Source organism: Streptomyces sp. NPDC057900 (genome assembly GCF_042887885.1).
In the GTDB taxonomy this organism is placed as follows: Bacteria; Actinomycetota; Actinomycetes; order Streptomycetales; family Streptomycetaceae; genus Streptomyces.
The window spans coordinates 1,118,941-1,145,050 of record NZ_JBHVOI010000002.1 but is presented as its reverse complement, the minus strand read 5'-3'; the positions used below and the strand labels follow the sequence as shown (position 1 = coordinate 1,145,050).

Genomic DNA, 26,110 nt, shown 5'->3' with positions numbered 1-26,110 from the left:
TACATTGGACTTAATCCAAGTCAAGCAGGCATCCAGAGTCACACCAGTTCGGAACAGGACCCCTCCACTGCTAGGCTTGGCCTCATGAGTGACCTGCTGGAACGACTTCGTGGACGCGGCTGGCGCATGACCGCACAGCGGCGCGTCGTGGCCGAGGTGCTCGACGGGGAGCATGTACACCTGACGGCCGACGAGGTGCACGCCCGCGCCGTCGCCAAGCTGCCCGAGATCTCCAGGGCCACCGTCTACAACACGCTGGGCGAGATGGTGACGCTCGGCGAGGTCATCGAGGTCTCCACCGACCGCCGGGCCAAGCGGTACGACCCGAACGCGCACCGCCCCCACCACCACCTGGTCTGCGCCACCTGCGGCGCCATCCGCGACGTGCACCCGGCGGGCGACCCGCTGGCGGACCTACCGGCCGGCGAGCGCTTCGGCTTCACGATCTCCGGAGTCGAGATGACGTACCGGGGCATCTGCCCGAACTGCGCCGCGGCCGCCTGACGCCGCCCGCCCGCACCCAGGGCCGGGCGCCCCGGCCCCCGTAGCGCCCCGCGCCCTCGGCCCCGCACCGGAGACCCCGGCGCGGGGCTTCTTCCGTCTGCCCGCGGTACTGACCTCCGCGCACCCCCTTCCCGAATCTGACGGGTCGTCATATCGTCATCGGCGATCACCGCCGCCCCGCGGCGGCTCCGCACCTCGAACACGTACGAGGAGAGACCCGTGGGAGACCCGCACCCGAACCCACCCCCCGCGCCACCGCCGTCCACCGACGCCCCCAAACTCCGCGCCCGCTCCCTGTCCCGCTCCTTCGGACGGGGGTCCAAGGCCCTGGCCGCCCTCGGGCCGGTCGATCTCGACATCCTGCCGGGCGAGTTCGCCTGCATCGTCGGCCCGTCCGGCTGCGGCAAGTCCACCCTGCTCAGGATCGCGGCCGGACTGCTGCGCCCCAGCGCCGGCGAGCTGTCCATCCGTACGGCAGCGGCCCGGCCCGCCGCGATGATCTTCCAGGACTACGGGATCTACGACTGGAAGACCGTCCTGGCCAATGTCCGCTTCGGTCTGGACATCCAGCGCGTCCCCCGCAAGGAGGCCGACGCCAGGGCGCACGACTGGCTGTCCCGGATCGGGCTCGCCGAATTCGCCGGCGCCTACCCGGCGGCGCTCTCCGGCGGGATGCGCCAGCGGGTGGCGATCGCCCGCGCGCTCGCCGTCGAGCCCGAGATCCTGCTGATGGACGAGCCCTTCGCCGCGCTCGACGCCCAGCTGCGCACGATCCTCCAGGACGAACTGCTGGAGCTCACCCAGACCACCCGCACCACCACCCTCTTCATCACGCACAGCCTGGAGGAGGCGATCGTGCTCGGGGACCGGGTGCTCGTGATGTCCGCCCGCCCCGGCCGGATCATCGCCGAGCACCGCCCGCCGTTCGAACGGCCGCGCACCGGCGACATCCGCTCGACACCGGAGTTCACCGCGCTGAAGAGCGAGTTGTGGGATCTGCTGCGCGGCGAGGTCCGCGGAGAGGCGGCCCTGGCATGAGCACTGCCGTGAAGTCCGCGCATGACGAGGAGCAGGTGCTGGTCCGCAGGCCGGGGCCGCAGGAACTGCACCCCGTACGCACCCACCGCAGGCGCCGAACCCTGGAAATCACGCTCGCCGTCGCCGTACCGCTGCTCCTGGTGCTGCTCTGGCAGCTGGCCGCCGCCCAGTCCTGGATCGACGACCGGGTCTATCCCGCGCCCTCCACGATCTTCGCGGACGGCTGGGACCGGGCCGCCGACGGCGATCTGTGGCCGGATGTGTGGGCCACGCTCAAACGGGTGCTCGGCGGCTATGCGATCGGCACGGTCGCGGGCTACGCGCTCGGCCTGCTGATGGGTTCGCTCGCCCTGGTGCGGGCGGCGCTGGAGCCGTTGCTCGACGCCCTGTACGTCGTACCCAAACTGGCCCTGCTGCCGGTCTTCCTCAACATGTTCGGCCTCGGCGAAGGGCCGCAGATCGCCCTGGTCGCCGCCACCGTCTTCTTCTTCGTCTGGATCTCGACCATGGCGGCCGTGCTCGCCGTCCCCGTCGGCCACCGGGACGCGGGTCAGGTGTTCGGCGCCTCGCCCTGGCAGATGTTCCGGCACGTGCTCCTGCCCGCGTCGCTGCCCGCGGTGCTGGTCGGCGCGCGGATCGCGGCCGGGGTGGCGGTGCTGGTCATCGTCGCGTCGGAGCAGATCGCGGCGGCCGACGGACTGGGCCACCTGATCTTCGACTCCCGGGCGCTGTTCCAGAACGACGTGATGTTCGTCGGCATCGTCTGCGTGGCGGTGCTCGGCGTCGTCTTCTCCGAAGTGGTCCGGATCGCCGGCCGGCTGCTCACGCCCTGGGCCCCGCGCGACCGGGGGCGCAGCCAGTCGTGAACCGCAAACCTCGTTCCTCGTACGGAGGCACTGTGCGCACACGTACCCCCTTCACCCGCACCGTCGTGCTCGTGGCGGCATCCCTGCTCGGCGCGGCGGGCTGCGCCGGGAACGACTCGTCCGGCGACGACTCCGCCGCCGCCGCGCCCCGCACCGTCAAGCCCGTCGCGGGCTGCGGCGCCGGGAGCTGGACCGACCCCTCGGACCTGGCCCCCGACCGCAAGCCCGCCCGCTGCGACAAGGGGGCACCCGCGCCCCGCCCGCTGGCGAAGAAGCGGAAGATCGTGCTGGCCACCGGCACCCTGAGCGCGGAGTACGTCGCTCCGCTCCAGGTCGCGGTGGCCAAGGGCGAGTTCGCGAAGGAGGGCCTGGACGTCCAGCTGAAGGTGCTCCCCACCCCGGACGCCCTGCCCCTGCTCGCCAAGGGCGACGTCGACGCCCAGTGGGCGGCGCCGGAGGTCGCGGTGATGAACGGCATCAACGGCGGCTTCGACATCAAGTGGGTCGCGGGCAACTTCTCCCCCGACCCGACGTCGAAGAGCGGACTGTGGGTGCGCCTCAAGGACGGCGAGAGCGCCGATCACGTCGACATGGCGGGCCGGAAGCTCGGCACGATGATCGGCAAGGGCTCGGTGATCGCCTACCCGATGGACACCTCGCTGAAGAAGCACGGCGGCGGGCTCGACAAGATCAGCTTCCAGCAGCTCGGCTCCGCGGACGTGCTCACCGCCCTGCAGAACGGGGGCGTGGACTCCGCCTGGCTGCTCGACCCGATCTGGCGCAAGGTCGACGGCGACAAGAAGTTCGCCTTCCTCGGCGGCCAGCCCGCCGGTGAACCGCTCGGCGGTCTGCTGTTCGGCCCGACCCTGCTGAACAAGGACCCGGACGCGGGCGTCGCCTTCCTGCGGGCCTACATCCGTACGGTGAACACCTACTTCGCCGGCGACTACAAGTCCGACCCCGCCTTCGTCAGCGAGCTGGCCGGGCTGATGAAGACCGACGAGGCCACCCTGCGCTCGACACCGTCGATGCGGATGGACTGGGAGATCCGCGAGGGCACCACGGACCGGGTGCAGAAGGCGTACGCCGACTCGGGCGTCGAGACGGGCACACCGGTACCGGAGGAGAAGGCCGTGGACCGTGCGATGTACAGCGAGGCCGTGGGCCACAAACCCTGAGCCGGGCCGCCTCGTGCGCGCGGAGGGGGACGGACATGCGCAGAGGGCCGGATCCTCGAAAGGATCCGGCCCTCTGTCTTTAGTAGCGGGGACAGGATTTGAACCTGCGACCTCTGGGTTATGAGCCCAGCGAGCTACCGAGCTGCTCCACCCCGCGCCGTTGTGATCCCTACATTACGTCACCCCTCCGGACCAGCGCAAATCCCTTCCCGGGCCCGCCCCCGCCTACGCGGTCAGCTCCTGATGCAGCGCCTCGCGCAACCGCGCGGCCCGCTCCGAGACCTCCGCCGGTCCCAGCTCGACCGCCCGCGCACACCACCGCTGCCCCTCCGTGAGCTCACCGCGGCGCGCGGCCAGCAGGGCCAGGCGCAGGGCGGCCCGCCCGTGCCCGTCGTTCGCGGCGCGGCTCCACCAGAGCGCCGCCTCGCGCTCGCTGCCCTCGCGGGCGAGCAGCAGACCGAGGTTGAAGGCCCCGTTGCGGCTGCCCGACTCGGCCGCCTCCCGGTACCAGCGGCCCGCGCTCTCCACATCGCCCCGGGACGCGGCGAGCATCCCGACGCGCACCTGGGCCCGGCGGTGCCCCTGCTCGGCGGCGCGCTCGTACCACTCCTCGCACTCGGTCTTCTCGGGCATCGGCTCCCCCAGGGCGGGCGGCCCCGGCGGCGGCAGCCGCGAGTCCAGCACCCCGGCGAGCCGGAAGGCGGCCTCCGCGCTGCCGCCACCCGCGGCGCAGCGCAGGTGGCGCTCCGCCTCCCGCTCCTCGCCGTGGTGCAGCAGCGCCATGCCGACCTGGAGCGCCGCCTCCGTGTGGCCGGCCGCCGCCGCGCGCTCGTACCAGAGCAGCGCGGCCCGGTCCTCGTCGCGCCCGGCGTGCAGGATGCCCAGGTTGAACGCGGCGTCGACGCTGCCCGCCTCGGCCGCCTTGGAGAACCACGGCTCGGCGCCGGTCGCGTCGCCCGCCTGGAGCAGGAGCACGGCCAGCGCGTTGGCGGCCTCCCGGTGACCGGCGTACGCGGCGCGCCGGTACCACTGCTCGGCCTGCGCCGTACGGTCCTGGGCGGCGCAGAGCAGCCCGAGGTTGTACGCGCCGTTGACGTCACCGGCGTCCATGGCCGCGCGGTACCAGCGCTCTGCGGTCTGCTGCTCGCCGCGCGCCGCGTGCAGCGCGCCGAGGGCGTTGGCGGCGTTGCCGTCGCCCTCCTGCGCGGCACGCAGCCACCACACGGCCGCGCTCTCCCGGTCTCCGGCGTCCCGGAGCAGGAAGCCGAGCGCGCAGGCGGCCCGCGCCTCGCCGGCCTTGGCCGCGATGAGGTACCAGCGGCCCGCCTCCTTGAGCTCGCCGCGCTGCTCCAGGATGGCGCCGAGGTGCAGGGCGGCGCGCCGGTGACCGCGCGCGGCGGCCTGCCGGTACCACTGCTCGGCCTCACCGACCCGGCCCGCTTCGGGCCCGGCGACCGGGCTGTCGTCCTTGCGCACGGCCGCCCGGCGCCCGGTGGTGTACGTCCCGTCGTCCGCTGCGGTGCGGGGACGGGGTCCGCCGGGGGCCGGTCGGCCGAACGCGTCGTGCGAGCCGTCCGCCGCGTTGCGCTCCACCATCCGCGCCAGCCGGTACGCGGCCTCTCGGTGGCCCTGCTCCGCCGCGGCGCGCAGCCAGCGCTCGGCGCCGACGTCGCTGCGGTGCTCCAGCAGATCCGCGAGGGCGTACGCCCCCAGCGCGTGGCCCTGCTCCGCGGACTGGCGCAGCCAGTACTCGGCGCCCGGATCGTCGCCGCGCTCGCGGTAGTGGCGCCCGAGGGCGTGCGCGGCCGCGGCGGAGCCGGCGACGGCGGCGATCCGCCACCAGTCGGCCGCCTCGTCCGGGTAGCCGCGCTGGTGCAGCAGAACACCCAGGTTGTTGGCCGCCGCGCGGTCACCGTCGGCGGTGGCCGCGCGCAGGTAGGTCTCGGCGCCTGCCAGATCCCCCCGGCGCAGCAGCAACGCGCCGAGGACGCTCATCGACGCGGTGTCCCCGGCGTCGGCGGCACGACGGTGACGCGCCTCGCTCTCGGCGTTGTCCGCACTCTCTGCGGTCTCCGCGCCCTCGGCGTTCTCCACGCCGTCCGCGGACTCTGCGGGCTCTGCACTTTCGACGGTCGCGGCACACTCCGCAGTCTCGGCGGTCTCGATGTAGTCGTTGTACCGTGCGGCGGCGGCAAATGCCACATCCAGCACGTTATCCGCCGGATGGGCGTGACGCTGACCAAACCGCCCTGTCTCCAACAGAGTTGCCCTGTCCCCCATAAATACCATCGTCGCACCACCTGTAACCCGCGTACACCTGGTATATCGCGGCCAGAGAGGTCACTTCAGCGTTTTGTCGACTTGCCCACAGAGAGACAAGTCAAACACGCCCTTCCCCAACTGGTGCCCCATGAACCGCACTTCACGCCGACTCCACGGAAAAGTCACGACGGCACGGCGAAGGCCCGGATCCTCGAAAGGATCCGGGCCTTCGTCTTTCAGTAGCGGGGACAGGATTTGAACCTGCGACCTCTGGGTTATGAGCCCAGCGAGCTACCGAGCTGCTCCACCCCGCGCCGTTGTGTTGAAACCGTACCACGGTGCGGAGGTGGAGCTTTACCGAGTTACTCAGCCACCACTGTCGGCCTTGTCGGTCTTATCGGCCTTGTCCGCGTTATCAGCTTTATCAGCCTTATCGACCTTATCGGCCTTGTCCGACGTGTCCGCGTCGCTGGGGCTGCCGGACTTGGGCTGCGCGGCGGCCGCCCGCTGCAGGGCGTCCTGCAGATCCGTCTGGGCCTTGCCGTAGGCGGTCCAGTCCTGCTTCTTCAGGGCTGCCTCACCTTCCGTGTAGGCCTCCTGAGCGTCCGCGATCGCCTTCTTCAGCGCGGCGTCACCGGTGGCCGGCGGCTGCGTGGTGTCACCCGGTGGTCGCGTGTTCTCGGCCGGCGGCTGACTCGTATCGGAGTCGTCCACACCGAAGACCGCGTTGAGCGCCTCCCCGAGACTGTTCTCGAAGACGATCTTCGACCCGTACGAGGCGGCGACCTTGCGCAGCAGCGGATAGTTCTGCGTGCCACCGCGCGTGTACACCGGCTCGATGTAGAGGAAGCCCCCTTCGAGCGGCACCGTCAGCAGGTTGCCGTACTCGATGTCGGAGTCGGTGCCCTTGAGGTTTCTCACGAACTCGGCGACGTCGTCGTTGCCGTTGAGCTCACTCTGTACCTGGCCGGGCCCCTTCACCGTGGTGGTGACTCTGAGCAGTCTTATCGTGCCGTAGTCCTTGCTCGACGCATCGGCGTCCACCGCCATGAACGCCCCCAGGTCGGGTCGCCCCTTGGGAGTGAACGTCGTCGTCAGCGAGAACTTCTGAGCCTTCTGGTCCGGCATCTTTATGCTCAGGTAGTACGGCGGGACGGCACCGGACTCCTTGTTGGTCGGGTCGTCCGGGACCTGCCACGCGTCACTGCCGCTGTAGAACTGGGCGGGGTTCTCCACGTGGTAGCGGGTCAGCAGCTCCCGCTGCACCTTGAACAGGTCCTGCGGATAGCGCAGGTGGTCCATCAGGTCCTGGGGGATGTCCGCCCGGGGCTTCACGGTCCCCGGGAAGGCCTTGCGCCAGGTCTTGAGGATCGGGTCCTTGGTGTCCCACTCGTAGAGCTTGACCGTGCCGTCGTACGCGTCGACGGTGGCCTTCACCGAGTTGCGGATGTAGTTGACCTGGTTCTGCTGGGCGACGACGGCACGCTGGTTGGTGGTCAGCGAGTCGGCTGTGGTGTCACCCAGCGTCGTACGCGAGGCGTACGGGTAGCCGTTGGTCGTGGTGTACGCGTCGACGACCCACTGGATGCGGCCCTTGACCACGGCCGGGTAGGCGTCGCCGTCGATGGTCAGCCAGGGAGCGACCGCCTCGACCCGCTCCTTGGGGGTGCGGTTGTACAGGATCCGCGAGCCGTCGCCGATGGCTCCCGAGTACAGGATCTGCGGTTCGCTGAACGCCACCGCGTAGGCGGCGCGGTTGAACGCGTTGGAGAGACTGACCCCGCTCTTGCCCTTGTAGCTGGTGGTCTTCTCGCCGTCCTCCTCGTAGTCGAGCTCCTTCTGGGGCCCGCCGACGATGGAGTACTGCTCGGTCTTCTCGCCGTAGTAGATCTCCTGCTGGTACGAGCCCAGCTCACCGGTGGTCGGCAGGCCGGACTCGGTGAAGTCGGGAGACCCCTTCGGGTTCTTGCCGGTCGTGGTGCCCCGCGCGGCGATCGCACCGTAGCCGTGGGTGTAGGTGAAGTGGTCGTTGATCCAGTTGCGCTTGGGGATGCCCTGGAGGTTGAGCTCGCGCAGACCGATGACCGTGTCCTGCTCCTTGCCGGCCTCGTCCTTGTAGCGGTCGACATCCAGCGTCTTGGGGAACTGGTAGTAGTTCCTCTTCTGCTGGAGCTGCTGGAAGGCCGGGGAGACGACGTTGGGGTCCATCACCCGGTAGCTGGCCGCGGCGTCCGCGCTGGCGCGGAGCTTCGTCTCGTCCTCCGTGGTGCTCTTGCCCGCGTAGTCGTCGACCTGTGCGTTGTCGATGGCGTAGGCGTCACGCGTGGCGTCGATGTTCTTCCGGATGAACGGGGCTTCCTTGGCCTGCTCGTTCGGCTGGACCTGGAACTTCTGCACGATCGCCGGGTAGAGCCCGCCGATCAGGATCGCGGAGAGGACCATCAGCCCGAAACCGATCACCGGCAGCTGCCAGGTGCGGCGCCAGAGCGTCGCGAAGAACAGCACGGCGCAGATCGCGGCGATGCAGAACAGGATCGTCTTCGCCGGGAGGTAGGCGTTGGCGTCGACGTACCGCAGGCCCGTCCAGTTGTCCGTGGCCTTGAAGTCGCTGGACTTCACGGCCAGCCCGTAGCGGTCGAGCCAGTACGCCACGGCCTTCAGCGCGACGAAGATGCCGAGCAGCACAGAGAGATGGCCGGTGGCCGCCCCCGTCGCCCGCGCGCCGGGGCTGGTGATGCGCAGCCCGCCGTACAGGTAGTGCGTCAGCGCGGCGGCGACCAGTGAGAGCACCGTGGCCGCGAAGCCGAAGCCCAGCAGGAAGCGGTACCAGGGCAGGTCGAAGGCGAAGAAGGAGACGTCCAGATGGAACTGGGGGTCCTTCTGCCCGAACGACACGCCGTTCACGTACATCAGCCAGGTACGCCACTGACCGGAGGAGGACGCTCCGGCGATCAGACCGACGAGCGCGGTGATCGCGAGCAGCACCCACTTCTTGTACGGGGCGAGGCTCATCCGGTAGCGGTCCAGGCTCTGCTGTTCCAGCGACATCGCGCTCAGCGGCGGCCGGAGCCGGTGCGCGAGCCAGATGTTCACGCCGACGGCCACGGCCATCAGCACTCCGAAGACGAGGAACAGCCCGATCTTGGTCCACAGGGTGGTGGTGAAGACGGATGAATACGCGACCGACCTGTACCAGAGCCAGTCCGTCCAGAACCCCGCGAACATGACGAACGCCATGGCGAGGATCGCCAGGACGCCCAGTGTCATGAGCAGGGTTCGGGCGCGCCGGGACGGGCGGCCGACTCTGATCCGTGGCCCTGTCGGGCCTCCGCCGCGGTCCGGCATCTGGAAAGCCAACGTGCGCACCTCAAAGTTCGCGGTCGTGTTGAAGGGGCCCCGCGATCGTAGAGCCCACCTATGCAACTTACTGAGGCTTTACCTAGTTCCCGTTCCCGGGGCGGAAGGAGGCAGGATGTTGTCCATGTCCAAAGTTTCCCCCTCAGGCCCTCCGATGGCCGCGAGCCCGCTCACTGTCGCGGTGCTCGAAATCGACGAATACATCTCCGGTCTCGGCTGGGATCAGCCGGCCCGCCTCTTCGCGCTCGTCGACACCGCCCGGCTGCGGGTCCAGGAGCCCGGCCTCGCCGCCCAGCTGGGCCTCGACGGCGACGGCTCGAAGGCCGCCGCACTCACACCTATTGAGCAGGAGGAGCTTCCCGCGGGTACCGCGCTGGACGAGTTCCTCGCCACGATCGCCTGGCCGGACGCGGTGGTCGGGTGCGCGATGACGGTGGAGCGGCTGATGCTGCCGCCGTCCGCGGAGGCCTCCGTCCCCGAAGGTCTCGACGACGCCCAGCTGACCGAGTGGGTCGCCAAGCACCCCGACCGCCAGGAGGTGCGGATGACCGTGGCCGTCCTGCGGGACGGTGCCCGGGAGTCGGCCGTGCGGCTGCGGGAGAAGGACTCCCCGAACGAGGTGCTGACCGGCGCCGGTCTGGTGCCGGGGCTGGCCGAGGCACTGGCCGCGACCTTCGAGTCCTGACAGACCGGCCGGTGCGGGGTCCGGTCAGCCTGCCGAGCAGCTCGGCAGGCCGGCCGTGTCCCCCGAGCCGATCCTGTCCAGCGACTTCTTGGCGTCGTCGATCGTCTTCACCCGCACCAGGGTGAGTCCGTCGGGGGTGTCGGAGGCGGCCGACTTGCAGTTGTCGTCCGGGGTCAGGAAGTAGCGCGCGCCGGCGTTGCGCGCGCCGACCAGCTTCATGTTGATGCCGCCGATGGGGCCGACCTTGCCCTTGTCGTCGATCGTCCCGGTGCCCGCGACGAACTTTCCGCCCGTCAGCTGTCCCGGGGTGAGCTTGTCGATGATGCCGAGGGAGAACATCAGACCGGCGCTCGGGCCGCCCACGTCGGCGAGCTTGATGTCGATGTCGAACGGGAAGGTGTGGTCCGTCCCCGCCTGGATGCCGACGATCGCGCGGTTCTCCTTGGGGGCCTTCGCGGTGGTGAGAGTGATCTTCTCGGTGCCCTCGGGCTCCTTGCCGGACTTCTCGGCCGCCGCCGCGGTCTTGGCCGGGACGACCGTGAAGGTGACGTCCTGGCCGGGCTTGTGCCGGGTGACGAGCTTCGCGACGTCCTCCGGCTGCTTGACCGCCGTACCGTCGACGGCCTTGATCACGTCGCCGGCGTGCAGCTTGCCCTGTGCCGGGCTGTCCTTGACGACCGTGGAGACCACGACCCGCGAGGAGACCGGGATGCCGAGTTCGGTGAGGGCCGCGACCTTGGCGCTCTCCTGGGACTGACTGAACTCCTCGGCGTTCTCCTGCGTCGACTGCTGCTCGGTCTTGCCGTCCGGGTAGAGCGTGTCGTGCGGTACGACCAGGCTGTCGTGGCCCAGCCACCCGTAGACGGCCTCGACGAGGTTCATGTTGTAGTCGGCGCCGGTCACCCTGACCGTCGTCATGTTGAGGTGCCCGGAGGTCTTGTACGTCTTGTGCCCGGTGATCCGCAGTACGGGGTCCCCGTCGACCTCACCCAGCGTGTTCACGGTCGGCCCGGGGGACATCTCCGAGTACGGCACCTTGATCACCACACCCGCGCAGAGCAACGCGATCAGAACCAGGGTGGAGGCGAGCATCGTCGCGGTTCGGCGTGGCATGGAACGACAGTACGGGAAGGGTCTGTATGTCCACCGCCGGGGCCGGTCCGTACGAGGTCCGGAGCGGGGCTACAGAAATGGCGCCGGCGGGCCTCGGCGGACGAGGCGGCTCCACGGATTGGCGACCGCGTACGTTCGGCGTGGCGTCAGACGTTCGATATCTGCTCGACCGGTTCCGAACCGGAGTCCGACTTCTCCATCGCCTCACGGAACCTGGCATAGCCGGCGAGCTCGGTTACATCGCCGGTGGTGCGATTACGGGCGGCCCAGCTTCCCCATATCGCCGCACCGAACGCAGCGAAAAGCGGAATCAACAACCAGGCGAGTGCTGCCATGACGACCTCCCTGCCTCATGAGCAACCGCAACTGACCGATCAGCAGATTAACCATCTGCAGAGCCAACGCTCACGGCAGGGGTGCGGTTACGCAAATCGGGGGGAAGCCCACCCGGCGGGGTTTGCGCTCAGCAGGCGCCGACCCACTCCTCCGTACCGTCCGAGAAGCGCTGGTGCTTCCAGATCGGAACCTCGTGCTTGAGGTCGTCGATGAGCCTGCGGCAGGCCTCGAAGGCCTCCGCGCGGTGCGGGCAGGAGACCGCCACGACGACGGCGAGATCTCCCACCTCCAGTTCACCCACCCGGTGGACGGCGGCGAGCGCACGGACCGGGAAGTCACCGGCCACCTTCTGCGCCACCCGGCGCATCTCGTCCTGCGCCGAGGGGTGGCACGAGTAGCCGAGGGCCCCCACGTCCTGGCCACCGTCGTGGTTGCGCACGGTGCCCACGAAGAGCGCGGTGCCGCCGGCGGCGTCGTCGCCGACGGCACGGAAGACCTCGTCCAGCGACAGCGGCGTGTCGCGGATCTCCAGCAGCCGGATCGGGTCCGGTGCCGCCTGCTCGCCGGGGTGGTCATACATAGGTGCCATACGGACCATCGTGCCGTACCGCTCCGGCGTCACGGAATAGCGCAATCCGCTGGTCGGCGGCCGTCACCCTTGGAGCCTCCTACAGACGGGCGGGCCGGGGAGCCGCGCTAGATGCGGCGGCGCGCCTTGCGGGCGCGCCGCACCAGGGCGGCGGTACCGAGCAGCGCAACGGTCGCACCGGCGGCACCGGCCGCGGTGGCGTCCTTGCGGCCGAGCCGGCGCCCGGCGAGGGTGTGCCGTCCCTCCACCTCTTCGAGGAGCGCGGCGAGCACCTCCTCGTTGGTCCAGCTCGGGCGCCAGCCCGCGTCGTGCAGCCGGCTCACGCTCACCACCCAGGGGTGCATCGTGTACGCGAGATCGCCCGCGGGGGACGGGGTGAGGCCGATCCGGTGCAGCCTGGCGGCGGCGCCGAGCGCGACGGCGGACGGCAGCTCCATCCGGCGGACGCCGCTGATCTCCTCGACCTCCTCCTGTTCGAGCCAGCCGTCGCAGCCGACCGCGAACTCCCCGTCGATCTTCTCCAGCGCGGCGTACTCCAGCGCCGTGACCAGATCGTCCACGTGGCAGAACTGCCAGGTGGGATGCGATCCGGCGACGACCAGGAGGCGCGGTGACTCAAAGTAACGGGTCAGCGCGGTATCGGTGCCGCCGACGAGCACCGTGGGGCGCACCACCGTGACGTGGAGCCCGGGGTGGGCGCGGGGCGCGCGGCGACCGAGCCGTTCGATCTCCAGCAGGTCCCCGACGCCGGTCGCCTCCGCGGTGGCCCGCAGCTCGGCGTCCTCCGCCAGCGGGATGTCGTTGTCGGGCAGCGCGCCGTAGACCATCGCGGAGGTGCACAGCACGACCCGGTGGACGCCGACGGCCGCGGCGGCGGTCAGCACGGTCTGGGTGCCGCGCACGTTGTACGCGGTGCGGGCGGCGGGGTCGGTCTCCAGGTCGAGGTCGAGCGCCAGGTGCACCACGACGTCGGCGCCCCGGAGCTTCTCCGCGATCGCCGGGTCACGGACGTCGAGGATGTGCCAGGTCGCCTCCGAGACCTCTCCGCGGCGCTCGTCGATGGCGACGACCTGCTTGATCTCCTCGGAGGCCGCGAGCCGGGCCGCGAGCAGCTCTCCGACACCGGTGGCGGCTCCGGTGATGGCCACGACGGGCCCTCGGCTCCTGGAACGGCCCACGACGGCCTTGTCCCCGGCCTTGATCTTGGCCGTGGCGCCGGTGGCCCGGTTCTCGGCGGTTCTGCTCTCGGTCGTGCCCTGCGGCTTGTCCTGCGGGTCGTTCTGCGGCTCGTTCTGCGACTTCTTCCGCGACTTGTTTTCGGGCTGCGGGTCGGCCAGGTTTCGCGCTGCGCGAACCTGCGGATCTGGGGAACTCACCGGGCGTCTCCAGCGGTTGTCTTCAGTACGTACCCGAATGACGCGTACGTACCAGGTGGCGTCCATCCTGCCGCAGGCCGGGAGCAGGCGGAGCACTGAGGCCCTGAGCGGACTTGGTGTCTACGCTGGATGGTGATGTCGGGCAGTCGCCGTCGGTTCCCTCCGGCGGCCCTAGGAGCCGAGGAAACCCGTGAGTGACACCCCATTCGGATTCGGCCTTCCGCCGGAGGAGCCGGACGACGGCGACCATGGCAAGAAGAAGGACCCCACCGGAGGTGGGCAGGGTTCGGGCGGTCCGGCGAACCCGCTCGGCTTCGGCCCCGGCGCGGGCGGTGACAACCCCTTCGCCGCGATGTTCGGTTCGATGAACCCGAACGACCTGGGCGCCGCCTTCCAGCAGCTCGGCCAGATGCTGAGCTACGAGGGCGGTCCCGTGAACTGGGACATGGCCAAGCAGATCGCCCGCCAGACCGTCTCGCAGGGCAACGCGGACGGCACGAAGGACGCGAGCGTCGGCCCGTCCGAGCGTGCCTCGGTCGATGAGGCGCTACGGCTGGCGGACCTCTGGCTGGACGGCGTGACGTCCCTGCCCTCCGGCTCCGTCTCCACCGTGGCGTGGAGCCGTGCGGAGTGGGTCGAGGCGTCCCTCCCCGCCTGGCAGAAGCTCGTCGACCCGGTGGCCGAGCGTGTCGGCCTCGCCATGGGCGATGTGCTCCCGGAGGAGATGCAGGCGATGGCGGGCCCGCTGATCGGCATGATGCGGTCGATGGGCGGCGCGATGTTCGGCCAGCAGATCGGACAGGCTGTCGGGGTGCTCGCCGGCGAGGTGGTCGGCTCGACCGACATCGGGCTGCCGCTGGGCCCGGCCGGCAAGGCCGCGCTGCTGCCGCTGAACGTCGAGCGGTTCGGCAAGGACCTGAGCGTGCCGCAGGACGAGGTGCGGCTGTACCTGGCGCTGCGCGAAGCCGCTCACCAGCGGCTCTTCGCCCACGTGCCGTGGCTGCGCTCGCATCTGTTCGGCGCCGTGGAGGGCTACGCGCGCGGCATCAAGGTCGACACCAGCAAGCTGGAGGACGTGGTCGGCCAGTTCGACCCGTCGCAGCCCGAGCAGCTGCAGGAAGCCCTTCAGCAGGGCATGTTCCAGCCGGAGGACACCCCGGAGCAGAAGGCCGCCCTGGCCCGGCTGGAGACGGCCCTCGCGCTCGTCGAGGGCTGGGTGGACGCGGTGGTGCACGAGGCCGCGAAGTCCCGGCTGACCTCTGCGGACGCGCTCCGCGAGACGATGCGCAGGCGGCGCGCCTCCGGCGGTCCCGCCGAGCAGACCTTCGCCACGCTGATCGGCCTCCAGCTGCGTCCGAGGCGGCTGCGTGACGCCTCGCGGCTGTGGGCCTCCCTCACGGACGCACGGGGCCTCGACGGACGCGACGCGCTGTGGGAGCACCCCGACATGCTGCCGACCGCCCACGACCTGGACGATCCGGACGGCTTCGTGCACCACGAGCAGCTGGACTTCTCCGAGCTGGACAAGATGCTCGGCGAGGCCGCGAACGGGCCGCAGAAGCCCGCCGCCGGTACTGATGGCAAGGACGACAGCGCCACGGACGGCGACGACACCCCCGGCGACGGCAAGGACGACACCGAAAAGTGAGCCTGCACGACGACGCCGTTCTCGTACTGAAGAACTACGGGACCGGTGCGGACAGCGTCCAGGAGGAGCTGCGCCTGGCCTACCTGGACCATCTGTCGCTCCACCCCGACGGCATGTGGAAGGCCTGCGGAGCCGGGCACCTCACGGCAAGCGCGCTGGTCGTGGACCCGGAGCACGGCAAGGTGCTGCTCACCCTGCACCGGAAGCTGCGGATGTGGCTGCAGATGGGCGGTCACTGCGAGCCCGGGGACGCCTCGCTGGCCGGGGCGGCGCTACGAGAGGCCGCGGAGGAGTCCGGCATCGCCGGCCTGACGCTGCTCGGGGGCGGCCCGGTCACCCTGGACCGGCACCCGATCCCGGCGCCCTGCAACTGGCACCTCGACGTCCAGTACGCGGCGCTGGCGCCCTCGGGCGCCACGGAGCGGATCAGTGACGAATCGCTGGACCTGCGCTGGTTCACCTACGACGAGGTCTCCGAGGTCGCCGACTCCTCGGTGGTGCGTCTGGTGGAACGTACGCGGGCAGCGCTGGACGGCGTCGTCCGGTAACGGAGCCACGGCAGCACGGGTAAGGGGCGGCCTCCAGGGAGGCCGCCCCTTACCGGTCGCACCGGGCGCGGCTCAGTTCCAGGCGTTGTTCTGGTTCTGGGCGTGGACGCCCTGCTGGCCCATGCCGTACTGGGCGGCCAGCCCCTGGCCGATCTGGGCGCTCTGCGGCGGCAGCACCTCGCTCGGCTGGACCAGGGCGAAGCCCTGTCCGAGGAAGCTGAGCTCCCAGCCCTCTCCGGTGTTGCCGCGTCGGCGCATGACGCCGGAGGAGTGCGTCTGGGCCTGCATCTGCACGCGCAGCGAGCTTGACCAGGCGACGACGGCGTCCGCGTCCGCGTTGACGTACTTGTCGGGCGTGACCTGCATCATCAGGGGCTGGCCCGAGGTCATCAGGGCGACCTTGCCGCTGCCCGAGATGTTGAGCTGGTACTTGCCGGTGCCCGAGATGCCGTACTGGCTGTCCACCGCGATGACCTCGGTGTGGAGTGACGAGTCGAGTGCCAGGACGTAGGCGCTGTCCACCGTCATGCCGTCGCGGTCGACATCCACCACGTGCACGTACTGCGCCAGGTTGGCGAGGTAGACGGTGCCCTGGCCCGAGCACCGCATCAGGTCGAGGCCCTCTCCGGTGCTCGCGCGGGCCCGGCGCTGTCCGTGCGACTGGTACTCGCCGTCGAACTCCATCAGTCCCTGGTAGGCGACCATGGCGCCCTTGCGGGCGAGGACGTCGTCGTGGCCGGTCAGCGAGACCCGCAGGAGCTGCGGGTTCTGGACCGCGTACCGGTCCTGGGACGGCTGTTCCGTGTAGCTGAAGAGCGGACTCTGCATGGTGTGTTCTCCCTCCCCGTCAGTTCCGGACCCGCAGGCGGTCGGTACTGTCCTCGCTCGGCTGGACGACGACGATCCCCTCGCCGGAGAAGGCCATCTGGAACGCCTCTCCGCTGCCCCGCCCGATGAGCGAGGAGGCCTTGAAGCTGCGCTTGCCCTTCACCTTGAGGTTCGGGGACCACGCCACCAGGGCGTCCGGGTCGACGTACGTCTCGTCCTCGCCGCGACCGCAGTCGACGACGATCGGCGTGCCGCGGGAGGTGATGGCGACCCATCCGGTGCCCGAGACACAGACGTTCCACAGACCCTGCCCGGCGAACTTGGCGAGGCCCTTGACACGTTCGACACCCCAGGTGAGATGGGCGTCGAAGGCGAGGAGATTGGTGCCGTTGACCGAGAGGGAATCGTTGTTGAGATTGATGACGACCACGTCCGCGCCGTAGTCAGCGAGGTAGAGCAGCCCGTCACCGGAGCACTTCATCACGGGCGTGCCCTCGCCGGTGATCCACTGCGAGGCCATCTGGCGGACGGCGGGCGGGTTGGGCTCGTACTGGATGAAGCCCTCGTACGCCACCATCGAGCCGGTGCGCGCGTACAGGTCCTGGCCGGTGGCCATGGCCACCTTCAGCATCGAATGGCCGTGGTTCTCCATCCGGGCCGTGACGGGGGTCGGGGCGTAGCCCGCGAGTTGCTGATTCATGACGGGCTCCCTCAGACCTCGTAGGGCTGGACGACGATGAAGTTGCCGGGTGCGCCCCGGAACTGGAGGTTCACGGTCTCTCCGCTGTGTCCGGGGTAGGCGTTGCGGCGCAGCCGGACCTGGCTGGAGACGATCACCTGGGACGCCGACGACCACGCCACGACGGCGTTGCAGTCGGCGAAGGTGGTCGGGGTGACCGGCAGAACCACGGGGGTGCCGTGGGTCTTGATGACGATGGTGCCGGTGCCCTGGAACTGCATGGTGAACAGGGCGCCGCCGGGAATGCCGTGGCCCTCGATCCTGCGGACCTCGTACTGAAGCGACTCGTCGAAGGCGAGCACGTTCTCCGAGGAGACACAGATACCGTCGCCCTGGAGTTCGACGGCGTGCAGATGGGCGCCGTCCTCGGCGAGGAAGACCTGTCCCCGGCCGGTACAGCGCATCAGCTGCATTTCCTGGCCGGTGGCGTTGCCGACGATCCGGCCGGCGAAACCGGCTCCCTTGTAACTGAAGTCGACCTTGCCCTGGTACATCACCATGCTGCCCTGCCGGGCCAGCACCGGTGAGCCGCCGCTCATGGTGAGATCGACCCGCATGAGCTTGCCGTTCTGCGCGGTCCAGCGCTGGCCGGTGGCCGTCTCCTTGTACGGCTGGAGCGCGGCCAGAAGCCCTGCCCCGGTCTGCGGCGCCCCTGTCGGCACACCCTGTGGCATGCCGCCCTGCATGCCGGGAGGCTGCTGCCCGTACGGAGCGGGCGGCTGCTGGCCGTACGGTGCGGGAGCCGGCTGGCCGTACGGTGCGGGAGCCTGTCCCGGCACCTGCCCGAACTGCGCTTGCTGGGGCGGCTGCCCCGGCTGCTGCCCGTACGGAGCGGGCGGCGGTGGGGGCGGCGGAGGCACGCTGCCGCCCTGCGGGGCCATCGGTGCGACGATGGTGGGCGCGGCGTGCATCTGCTGCTGCGGAGTGGGCGCGGCCGGCGCGCCGAAGGACGGTGCGGGCTGCGGGGCCTGTGGTGGTTGTGGGGCCTGCGGTGCTTGTGGGGCGGCCGGGGCACCGAACGCTGGAGGGGGCGCCGCGGCTTGGGCGGGCGGGGCAAACGACGGGGCGGCGGACTGCGGCTGCGGAGCCGCGGGCTCCTCTTCCGCGACCTCGCCTCCGAAGTTCTTCAGCAGCGCCTCAAGACCGCCGTCGAAGCCCTGGCCGACGGCGGCGAACCGCCAGACGTCCTTGAGGTAGAAGTCACCCAGCATCACCGCGCGCTCGGTGGTGAACTCGGAGCCGGTGAAGGCGTACCTGACGACTTCCTCGCCACCCGCGACGATCCGGATGTACCCGGGGCCGACCTGCGCCATCTGTCCGGCGCCGTCCAGCGTCGCGGTGAACGACAGTTTGTGGATGTTTGCCGGAACGCGGTCCAGAGTCACGCGGAACGACTCGGTGTCACCGGCCTGGGCGCCCAGGAGCTGAATGGACTCCTCGGGCGATTTCGGCTGGTTGAAGAAGATGAAATACCGGTCGTCGGAGAGCTGCTCATTGGCATCGAGGCCGAAGCAGCTGATGTCAAAGGTCAGTCCCGGGCCGGCGATCTGCACACCTACGTACAGGTCCGTCCCCGGTGTGAGATCGCTGATCTTGGCCTTGTGGCCGCGTTGGAATTCCCTGGCCATGCGTAACGACCGTCCCCCATCCGGATCCTGAATGCGTCGCGTCAGGCTAACCGCAAAGTCCCGCCCCGGACCAAGCCGGTACAGACCCGGTACAGAATCGCCGAACGTCACTCGCCCCGGGCAGCGGGCAGATGCGGCAGCCGGTCGGCCGCCACCACCCCTTCGAGATAGCCGCGCGCCCGCTCGGTACGGGGGTAGGCGTCCAGGAGCCGCCAGAACCGCGGACCGTGTCCGGGCACCAGGAGATGGGCCAGCTCGTGGACGAGCACATAGTCGACGACGTACTCCGGCATGCCCTGAAGCCGGTGCGACAGGCGGATGCTGCCCTCGGCCGGGGTGCAGGACCCCCACCGGGTGTTCTGGTTGGTCACCCACCGGACCGAGACAGGTCTGGCCCGGCCGTCGAAATACTGCGCGGACAGCCGCTCCGCCCGCTCGGCGAGCTCGCTGTCACCGGGAACGCGCCTGCTCTCCTGGGCGGCCAGCTTGTCGAGCATGACGCCCACCCAGCGCTGCTCCTCGGCCTCGGACATCCGGGCGGGGATCAGCACGATCGTGCGGTCGCCCTCCCGGTAGGCGGAGACCGTTCTGCTGCGGCGGGAGCTCCGGCGGACCTCGACCGCGCTCGTCGTGGAGCCGCGGGGCGGGTGGTCTGCCGCGCTGCGCTGCTGGATTCCGGCGCTGTGCGCGGGGGTCTCCCCGGCGAGGCCGGGTGACGGGTCGGCGGGCACAGCACGACGTTACCCGTTGCCGGTGGGGGAAGTCCCGTCTCCCGAACGGTTCACGCATGATCCGCCACACGGCGTGCACCATTTGAACGACTAATACCCCCCGCCTGTGGATAACTTTTCACCCGCTTCGGCGGCGCGCTGCATTCTGGCAATGGATCTCACGCAGACGCACAGACCGGGGGAAGCCGTGCATCCGATGTTGAAACCCGCACTGCGCCGCGCATGGCGCGGCAGCGGCACCGTCCAATTCGGTGTGACACCCGCACACGCGGTGAAGGTCGGCCCGACGGACATCGCGACGGGCTGTTTCATGGAGCTCCTCGACGGAACACGCGGGATGCCGCTGTTGCGCGAGGAGGCCAGGTCGCTGGAGCTCACCGAAAGCCAAGTGGACACGCTCGTGGCCCGATTGCTGGACGCGGGACTCATCGACGACGTACGGGCCGGCGGCCCGGAGACCGACGCGTTACGGAAACGGGCGGACGCCATGGAGCGTCACCGGCCCGACCTGGCATCCCTCTCGATCGTCCATCCCGAGCCCGGCGGCGGGATGCGCCGGCTGGCCGCCCGCCGCTCCATGCGCGTCCAGGTAAGAGGAGCGGGCCGGGTCGGTGCAGCCATCGCCGCGGTGCTCTCCGGATCCGGGGTGGGCCACGTCGAGGTCCTGGACGGCGGCAGCGTCGAGCCCGGCGACATCTCGCCGGGGGGCCTGCCGCCCTCGGCGTCAGGAGAGCGCCGGGACACCTCAGCCAGACAGCTGGTCCGGCGCTCGGCTCCCTCTCCCGCGCCGCGGGCGGCCCAGCTGTCGGGCCCGCCCGCGAACGGCGGGCCGGGCCTGGCCCTGATCGTGGTGGCGCCTCGCGAGAGCCTCTCCGCCTACGTCCCCGATCCGCGCACCGCCGAGCCATGGGTCGCCTCCGGCACACCGCATCTGTACGCCGGGGTGATCGAGGCCACCGGATTCGTCGGCCCCCTGGTGCTGCCGGGCGGCACGGCGTGCGCGGGATGCCTCGATCTGCACCGGCGCGACCGGGACCCGCAGTGGCACCGGATGCTGGCTCAGTGGCAGTCCGGCCGGCGCACCGCCGTGCAGGCCTGCGATCTGGGCCTGGCGACCGCGGTGGCGGGTCTGGCCGCCGCCCACGCCCTGGCCTTCCTCGACGGGGAGCTGCCCGCCTGCACCGGGGCCCGGTGGGAAGCCGCACTGCCGCTGTTGGACTGGCGGTCGGAGCGGATCCGGGCGCACCTCGACTGTTCCTGTGGAGCGGGTGGGCACACTGAGGGGGTGCGCACCTCCGGGGCCGGCACGGCGCACGACACAATGGCCGGGTAGCCGCCGCACGCAGCGCGGCAGTCTGGGATTTGGAGGGGCATATGTCTGATCTTCCCCGGAAGGCGGTCACCCGAACCGCCAAGCTGGCCGCGCTGCCTTTGGGGTTCGCGGGCCGCGCCACCTGGGGGCTGGGCAAGCGCATCGGCGGGAAGTCCGCGGAGCTTGTCGCCCGGGAGGTTCAACAGCGCACCGCCGACCAGCTCTTCAAGGTGCTGGGCGAGCTGAAGGGCGGGGCGATGAAGCTCGGGCAGGCGCTGTCCGTCTTCGAGTCCGCACTGCCGGAAGAGGTCGCCGGCCCCTACCGCGCGGCCCTCACCAAACTCCAGGAGGCCGCACCTCCGATGCCGAACAGCACGGTCCACGCGGTGCTGGCCGAGCGGCTCGGCGAGGACTGGCGGGAGCTGTTCCTGAGCTTCGAGGACAAGCCGTCGGCCGCCGCGTCGATCGGGCAGGTGCACCGGGCGGTATGGCACGACGGGCGCGACGTCGCGGTGAAGGTGCAGTACCCGGGTGCCGGGGAGGCGCTGCTCTCGGACCTGACCCAGCTCAGCCGGTTCGCCCGGCTGCTCGGCCCGCTGGTTCCGGGCATGGACATCAAGCCGTTGATCACGGAGCTGCGTGACCGGGTGTCGGAGGAGCTGGACTACGAGCAGGAGGCGCAGTCGCAGCGGGAGCACGCGGAGGAGTTCGCGGACGATCCCGATGTCGTGGTCCCCGGCGTTGTCCACCAGTCCGATCAGGTGCTGGTCACGGAGTGGATCGACGGTGTGCCGCTGGCCGATGTCATCGCCGACGGAACCGCGGAGGAGCGGGACCGGGCCGGTCAGCTGCTGGCCCGGTTCCTCTTCTCCGGCCCCGCGCGCACCGGACTGCTGCACGCCGACCCGCACCCGGGCAACTTCCGGCTGCTGCCCCCGGACCCGGCCGAGCTGACCGGCCCGGCGGACACCGGGGCCGATCGGTGGCGGCTCGGGGTCCTCGACTTCGGGACGGTGGACCGGCTGCCGGGCGGACTGCCGCAGACCATCGGGAACTCGTTGCGGCTGACGCTCCAGGGCGACGCGGACGCGGTGTACGAGCTGCTGCGCGAGGAGGGGTTCGTCAAGGATTCGGTCGACCTCGCCCCGGACGCGGTGCTCGACTACCTCCAGCCGATCATCGAACCCGCGCTGGTGGAGGAGTTCGCCTTCAGCCGGGGCTGGATGCGCACTCAGGCCGCCCGGATAGCGGATCCGCGTTCTCCCGCCCACCAGTTGGGCAAGCAGCTGAATCTGCCGCCCTCCTATCTGCTCATACATCGCGTGACGTTGAGCACGATAGGGGTGCTGTGCCAGCTCGGCGCGACGGTCCGGCTGCGCGAGGAGCTCGAATCCTGGCTGCCGGGGTTCCTGCCGGGGGAAGAGGAGGAGCGGGCCGAAGCTGAGTGGGCCGAGGAGGAGTGTTCCGGGGACGCTCCGTCGGAACTCGCCACGTAGCGGGCGGCCGGTCACCCACCGGTCGGAGTCGACACGCCCACCACGCAGAACGGCCTCGGGGCCGGTCCGCGTGGACCGGCCCCGAGGCAGGGGTGGTGATGTCAGTGCTGCGTTCTGTGCTGCTTCTTTACTGCTTCTGCCCTGCTCCGATCAGTGTGTGACCGCTCGGATCAGTGCATGACCGCCATGGCGAGCGCACGCCGGGCACGCATCGAGGCGCGCTCGGCCCGGCGCTGCATCCGCCGCGCGGAGACCAGGCGTACGGCCTGACGTTCCGCGTCGGCTTCCCGCAGGCGGTCGTGCATATGAGCACGAGCCAGGGCTTCTGGGATGAGTTGCATCTCACGGGTCCTGTTCTGACGCGAGTCGTTCGCGCCGATGATGGTGACGTCCGGTGTCGCGGAGCCGACGGGCTCCCTCGTGGGGATGGTCATTGGTTCCTGGTTTCGGGGATCGTGGGTGTGGGGGCGGTCGATGGTTCCGATGCGCTTCATGGGTTTGGGGGCCGTGACCCCCAGGCCGGCGATCACGCCGCGACCGGGTTCTTGCGCGGACGGCCACGCGGCCGCTTGCGAGCAACGACGACGCCCTGGATGAAGAGCTCGCCACCCCAGACGCCCCACGGCTCGCGACGCTCTTTGGCGCCGGCGAGACAGGCCTCGACGAGCGGGCAGGTGCCGCAGAGGGACTTGGCGTACTCGACGTCCGCCGGGGACTCGGCGAAGAAGACCTCGGGGTCGTAGGAACGGCACGGGACGGGTACGCCGAGGTTCTCGATGGCGTCGTCGAGCGCGGTGAGCGCAGTGAGCGGGGTCAAGGTGGAGTCCTCCGTGAGGCCGGGCGGGGGGATCGTTTCGGAAGGCGGTACGGACGGGGCGTGCGCTTCGAGTTGCACGGTGGTGGTGTCCTCGTCTGGTCGTTTCCGGCCTGTTGGCCGGGGGGCGGCTGGTACCAGGTGTTGCTTGTCCCGAGGCTCCTTCGTGCTGTCTCGTCCGTTTGGACAAAACAAAAGGGCCGCGGATCCCGAGTGGGGTTCCGCGGCCCTGAAGGCGCCGGCCTGATCGTCGATCAGGCTGGATCTCTCCAGGGTTCAGGCCCACGGAAGGCCCACATCGAGTGGTGGTGCGTCGTCTGCTTCGTGACTCCGGCTTCCGCTCCCGCACCGACGGCCGCAAAGGCATAGGCCTGGGCCTGTCCCTTCGCTACTGCTGCTGTCGGTGCCTGGGTCGGTCGCTCATTACGCTCCCGCTCGGGAAGGCTCACCAGGGACAGCGGGCTGACGGCGGAAATGCCGGACATACCGGTGCCACGCAGGGAAGACGTCGAAGAGCAGGCGAGGCCGAGCGAGCAGGCGGAGACGACCGAGAGATCGGTCATTTTCTTGGTCTCAATGGTGCTGATCACTACAATCGCCTCCTCTCGGCGTCTAGGGCGGACCGACCGAGCCGGTCCTACGTATTCGGGATAAGTACAGCACAGGATCAGGGCTTCAGAGAAGTCGCTGTTCCCGTGGTTAAGAACCTATGGTGACTACTGGGGCAGGCGCAAACTATTTTTTCGACGAGTTTTTCTCACACCTCCTCGTCGCCCTCCGCAGGCTGCTCCACCCCGTCCCCACCTGCGCAGATGTCCAGCACCGCGCCGCCGAACCGGCCCAGCTTCCGCGCGCCGACCCCAGGGATCCCGGCCAACTCGCCCTCGCTGGCGGGCACGGCCTCCGCGATCGCCATCAGCGTCTTGTCGGTGAACACGCAGTAGGCGGGCTGGCTGATCTCCTGCGCCCGGATTGCGCGCCAGTCGCGCAGCCGCTCGTACAGCGCCTCGTCCATGTCCGACGGGCAGTCGTCACAGCGCATCAGCTTCATCTCACCGGCGTCGGTGAGCGTTCTGCCGCACACCCGGCAGAGCGCGGGCCCGCGCCGCTTGCGCCGGGCCGCCACCGGCCGCTCGATGCCGCCGCCACCGCCCGCCGCGCTCCTGGAGCCCAGTGCCGCGGACCCCGGGCGCAGCCCGTTCAGGAAGCGGCTCGGGCGGCGGCCGGACCGGCCGCCGGGCGAACGGGCCAGCGACCACGACAGCGAGAGGTGGAAGCGCGCCCGGGTCACGCCGACGTACAGCAGCCGGCGCTCCTCCTCGATCTGCTCGTCCGTCTTCGCGTAGGTGATCGGCATCATGCCCTCGGTCAGTCCGACCAGGAACACGGCGTCCCACTCCAGGCCCTTCGCCGAGTGCAGCGAGGCCAGGGTGACTCCCTGGACCGTGGGGGCGTGCTGGGCCACGGCCCGCTCGTCCAGCTCGGCGACCAGATCGGAGAGGGTCGCGCCGGGCCTGGCCCGTTCGAAGTCCTCCGCGAGCCTGACCAGGGCGGCCAGGGACTCCCAGCGGTCGCGCACCGCGCCGGAACCGGCGGGCGGCTCGCTCCGCCAGCCCTTGGTGGACAGCACCGCGCGGACCTCCGCGGGCAGCCCCCGCGCATCGTCCAGCAGGGAGTCGTTGCCCCCGGCTCTGGCCGCGCCGCGCAGGGCGACGCCCGCTTCCCGTACCTCCGCGCGCTCGAAGAACCGCTCCGCTCCCCGCAGCTGGTACGGCACCCCCGCGTCGGCCAGGGCCTGTTCGTAGACCTCGGACTGGGAGTTGACCCGGTAGAGCACGGCGATCTCGCCCGCCGGGACACCGGCCGCGATCAGGTCGCGGATGCGGCGGGCGGTGCCTTCGGCCTCCGCCGGCTCGTCCGCGTACTCCGTATAGGCGGGCTCCGGGCCGCGCTCGCGCTGCGAGACCAGTTCGAGCCGGTGCTCGGCGGCCCTGCCCCGGGCCTGGCCGAGCAGGCCGTTGGCCAGGTGGACCACCTGCGGCGTGGAGCGGTAGTCCCGGACGAGCTTGACGACGGTGGCCCCGGGGTGGCGGGTGCGGAAGTTCAACAGGTGGTCGGGGGTGGCCCCGGTGAAGGAGTAGATCGTCTGGCTGGCGTCGCCCACGACGCAGAGGTTGTCCCGGTCGCCCAGCCAGAGGTCGAGCAGCCGCTGCTGGAGCGGGCTGACGTCCTGGTACTCGTCGACGACGAAGTGCTGGTACTGCCGGCGCACGTGGTCTGCGATGTCGTGCCGGTCCTGGAGGATGCCGACGGTCAGGAGCAGCACATCCTCGAAGTCGATGACCGTGCGGTCCCGCTTCAGCTGCTCGTACATCGCGTAGACCTGCGAGATCTCGGCGGGATCGCGCGGGGCGTCGCGCTGGGACTTGGCGACCACGGCCGGGTAGTCGGCGGGCACGGTCTGGGTGACCTTGGCCCATTCGATCTCGCTCGTGACATCGCGCAGCTCGTTGCGGTCGAGCCGGATGTTGCAGCGGGCGGCCGCCTCTGCCACCAGCTGGACCTTGCGCTCCAGCAGCCGGGGCAGATCGCCACCGACAGCTTTCGGCCAGAAGTACTGGAGCTGGCGCAGGGCCGCGGAGTGGAAGGTCCGCGCCTGCACGCCGCCCGCCCCGAGCTGGCGCAGCCGTCCCCGCATCTCGCCGGCGGCCCGGTTGGTGAACGTGACGGCGAGCACACTCGTCGGCTGGACTATCCCGGCGCGCACCCCGTAGGCGATGCGGTGCGTGATGGCCCGCGTCTTGCCCGTACCGGCTCCGGCCAGCACGCACACCGGACCCTGCAGGGCCGTGGCGACCTCGCGCTGTTCGGGGTCGAGCCCGTCCAGGACGGCGTCGGCGGAGTCGGGGACCTGAGGGAAGAGGGTGGAATGCGTTGCTGATGTCACCCCGCCATGCTGCCAGGTCGAAAGAGGCGAACGCGGAAGTTGTCCACAGGGGTGACGCATCCGTCGTACTAATACGGGGCGGTGTACTGATACGGGGCGGTGCGGGAATGGCCGC

At 70.3% G+C, this 26,110-nt stretch carries 23 protein-coding genes and 2 tRNA genes; 9 read left to right on the top strand and 16 right to left on the bottom strand.

Annotation, left to right across the window (positions count from 1 at the left end):
• Positions 1-84 precede the first annotated feature (84 nt).
• The 4 genes from ACFVQ0_RS12495 (at position 85) to ACFVQ0_RS12480 (ending at position 3,586) form a co-directional block, all read left to right on the top strand.
• Positions 85-504, top strand: coding sequence for a Fur family transcriptional regulator (locus ACFVQ0_RS12495; RefSeq protein ID WP_311303346.1), 420 nt, complete (start codon positions 85-87; stop codon positions 502-504).
• Positions 505-723: 219 nt separating this feature from the next.
• Complete coding sequence (locus ACFVQ0_RS12490; RefSeq protein ID WP_390087124.1) at positions 724-1,542, top strand: ABC transporter ATP-binding protein; 819 nt, start codon at positions 724-726, stop codon at positions 1,540-1,542.
• On the top strand, positions 1,539-2,408 hold the full coding sequence (locus ACFVQ0_RS12485) for an ABC transporter permease (protein ID WP_390087122.1): 870 nt from the start codon (positions 1,539-1,541) through the stop codon (positions 2,406-2,408). The genes ACFVQ0_RS12490 and ACFVQ0_RS12485 overlap by 4 nt, the downstream gene beginning before the upstream one ends.
• A gap of 32 nt (positions 2,409-2,440) precedes the next feature.
• Positions 2,441-3,586, top strand: coding sequence for an ABC transporter substrate-binding protein (locus tag ACFVQ0_RS12480; RefSeq protein WP_390087120.1), 1,146 nt, complete (start codon positions 2,441-2,443; stop codon positions 3,584-3,586).
• An 83-nt stretch (positions 3,587-3,669) separates the two neighbouring features.
• Here the strand turns inward: ACFVQ0_RS12480 and ACFVQ0_RS12475 are convergent.
• The 4 genes from ACFVQ0_RS12475 to ACFVQ0_RS12460 form a co-directional block, all read right to left on the bottom strand.
• Positions 3,670-3,743, bottom strand: a tRNA-Met gene (locus ACFVQ0_RS12475).
• A gap of 68 nt (positions 3,744-3,811) precedes the next feature.
• Positions 3,812-5,875, bottom strand: a complete 2,064-nt coding sequence (locus ACFVQ0_RS12470; protein ID WP_390087118.1) for a sel1 repeat family protein — start codon at positions 5,873-5,875, stop codon at positions 3,812-3,814.
• A 213-nt stretch (positions 5,876-6,088) separates the two neighbouring features.
• Positions 6,089-6,162, bottom strand: a tRNA-Met gene (locus tag ACFVQ0_RS12465).
• Between the two features lie 52 nt (positions 6,163-6,214).
• Positions 6,215-9,193: a UPF0182 family protein gene (locus ACFVQ0_RS12460; RefSeq protein ID WP_390087796.1), complete on the bottom strand. Its 2,979-nt coding sequence runs from the start codon at positions 9,191-9,193 to the stop codon at positions 6,215-6,217.
• A gap of 127 nt (positions 9,194-9,320) precedes the next feature.
• On the opposite strand from ACFVQ0_RS12460, the gene ACFVQ0_RS12455 reads away from it, so the two are divergent.
• The gene (locus tag ACFVQ0_RS12455; RefSeq protein WP_390087116.1) at positions 9,321-9,890 is read left to right on the top strand and encodes a PPA1309 family protein; all 570 of its coding nucleotides are present in this window, start codon (positions 9,321-9,323) and stop codon (positions 9,888-9,890) included.
• Between the two features lie 24 nt (positions 9,891-9,914).
• On the opposite strand, the gene ACFVQ0_RS12450 is transcribed toward ACFVQ0_RS12455, so the two are convergent.
• The 4 genes from ACFVQ0_RS12450 to ACFVQ0_RS12435 form a co-directional block, all read right to left on the bottom strand.
• Positions 9,915-11,003 (bottom strand): PDZ domain-containing protein, encoded by a 1,089-nt coding sequence (locus ACFVQ0_RS12450; protein ID WP_390087114.1) that lies wholly within the window; start codon positions 11,001-11,003, stop codon positions 9,915-9,917.
• Positions 11,004-11,149: 146 nt separating this feature from the next.
• Positions 11,150-11,338, bottom strand: coding sequence for a hypothetical protein (locus tag ACFVQ0_RS12445; protein WP_073737049.1), 189 nt, complete (start codon positions 11,336-11,338; stop codon positions 11,150-11,152).
• 128 nt (positions 11,339-11,466) lie between these two features.
• A complete protein-coding gene (locus ACFVQ0_RS12440; RefSeq protein ID WP_390087113.1) occupies positions 11,467-11,928 on the bottom strand; it encodes a molybdenum cofactor biosynthesis protein MoaE in 462 nt (153 codons plus the stop codon).
• 107 nt (positions 11,929-12,035) lie between these two features.
• Entirely contained in the window at positions 12,036-13,304 is a 1,269-nt protein-coding gene (locus ACFVQ0_RS12435) for an SDR family oxidoreductase (protein WP_390087112.1), read from the bottom strand.
• 190 nt (positions 13,305-13,494) lie between these two features.
• On the opposite strand from ACFVQ0_RS12435, the gene ACFVQ0_RS12430 reads away from it, so the two are divergent.
• Positions 13,495-14,952, top strand: coding sequence for a zinc-dependent metalloprotease (locus tag ACFVQ0_RS12430; protein WP_390087111.1), 1,458 nt, complete (start codon positions 13,495-13,497; stop codon positions 14,950-14,952).
• The gene (locus ACFVQ0_RS12425; protein WP_390087110.1) at positions 14,949-15,500 is read left to right on the top strand and encodes an NUDIX hydrolase; all 552 of its coding nucleotides are present in this window, start codon (positions 14,949-14,951) and stop codon (positions 15,498-15,500) included. The genes ACFVQ0_RS12430 and ACFVQ0_RS12425 overlap by 4 nt, the downstream gene beginning before the upstream one ends.
• Before the next feature lie 72 nt (positions 15,501-15,572).
• Here the strand turns inward: ACFVQ0_RS12425 and ACFVQ0_RS12420 are convergent, their stop codons facing one another.
• The 4 genes from ACFVQ0_RS12420 to ACFVQ0_RS12405 all read right to left on the bottom strand — a co-directional run bounded on the left by ACFVQ0_RS12420 (position 15,573) and on the right by ACFVQ0_RS12405 (position 19,426).
• Entirely contained in the window at positions 15,573-16,328 is a 756-nt protein-coding gene (locus tag ACFVQ0_RS12420; protein WP_390087108.1) for an AIM24 family protein, read from the bottom strand.
• A 19-nt stretch (positions 16,329-16,347) separates the two neighbouring features.
• Positions 16,348-17,028 (bottom strand): AIM24 family protein, encoded by a 681-nt coding sequence (locus ACFVQ0_RS12415; RefSeq protein ID WP_024492722.1) that lies wholly within the window; start codon positions 17,026-17,028, stop codon positions 16,348-16,350.
• A gap of 11 nt (positions 17,029-17,039) precedes the next feature.
• A complete protein-coding gene (locus ACFVQ0_RS12410) occupies positions 17,040-18,695 on the bottom strand; it encodes a TerD family protein (protein WP_390087106.1) in 1,656 nt (551 codons plus the stop codon).
• A 107-nt stretch (positions 18,696-18,802) separates the two neighbouring features.
• Positions 18,803-19,426 (bottom strand): M48 family metallopeptidase, encoded by a 624-nt coding sequence (locus ACFVQ0_RS12405; RefSeq protein ID WP_390087104.1) that lies wholly within the window; start codon positions 19,424-19,426, stop codon positions 18,803-18,805.
• Positions 19,427-19,613: 187 nt separating this feature from the next.
• On the opposite strand from ACFVQ0_RS12405, the gene ACFVQ0_RS12400 reads away from it, so the two are divergent.
• Positions 19,614-20,759, top strand: a complete 1,146-nt coding sequence (locus ACFVQ0_RS12400) for a ThiF family adenylyltransferase (RefSeq protein ID WP_390087102.1) — start codon at positions 19,614-19,616, stop codon at positions 20,757-20,759.
• 41 nt (positions 20,760-20,800) lie between these two features.
• Entirely contained in the window at positions 20,801-22,234 is a 1,434-nt protein-coding gene (locus tag ACFVQ0_RS12395) for an ABC1 kinase family protein (RefSeq protein ID WP_390087100.1), read from the top strand.
• A gap of 170 nt (positions 22,235-22,404) precedes the next feature.
• On the opposite strand, the gene ACFVQ0_RS12390 is transcribed toward ACFVQ0_RS12395, so the two are convergent.
• From ACFVQ0_RS12390 to ACFVQ0_RS12375, 4 genes are all read right to left on the bottom strand, one after another.
• Positions 22,405-22,728 (bottom strand): hypothetical protein, encoded by a 324-nt coding sequence (locus tag ACFVQ0_RS12390; protein WP_390087794.1) that lies wholly within the window; start codon positions 22,726-22,728, stop codon positions 22,405-22,407.
• A gap of 32 nt (positions 22,729-22,760) precedes the next feature.
• The gene (locus ACFVQ0_RS12385; RefSeq protein WP_311303362.1) at positions 22,761-23,129 is read right to left on the bottom strand and encodes a WhiB family transcriptional regulator; all 369 of its coding nucleotides are present in this window, start codon (positions 23,127-23,129) and stop codon (positions 22,761-22,763) included.
• A gap of 173 nt (positions 23,130-23,302) precedes the next feature.
• On the bottom strand, positions 23,303-23,638 hold the full coding sequence (locus ACFVQ0_RS12380) for a hypothetical protein (RefSeq protein WP_390087098.1): 336 nt from the start codon (positions 23,636-23,638) through the stop codon (positions 23,303-23,305).
• A gap of 167 nt (positions 23,639-23,805) precedes the next feature.
• Positions 23,806-25,995, bottom strand: coding sequence for an ATP-dependent DNA helicase UvrD2 (locus ACFVQ0_RS12375; RefSeq protein ID WP_390087096.1), 2,190 nt, complete (start codon positions 25,993-25,995; stop codon positions 23,806-23,808).
• Positions 25,996-26,110: the final 115 nt, after the last annotated feature.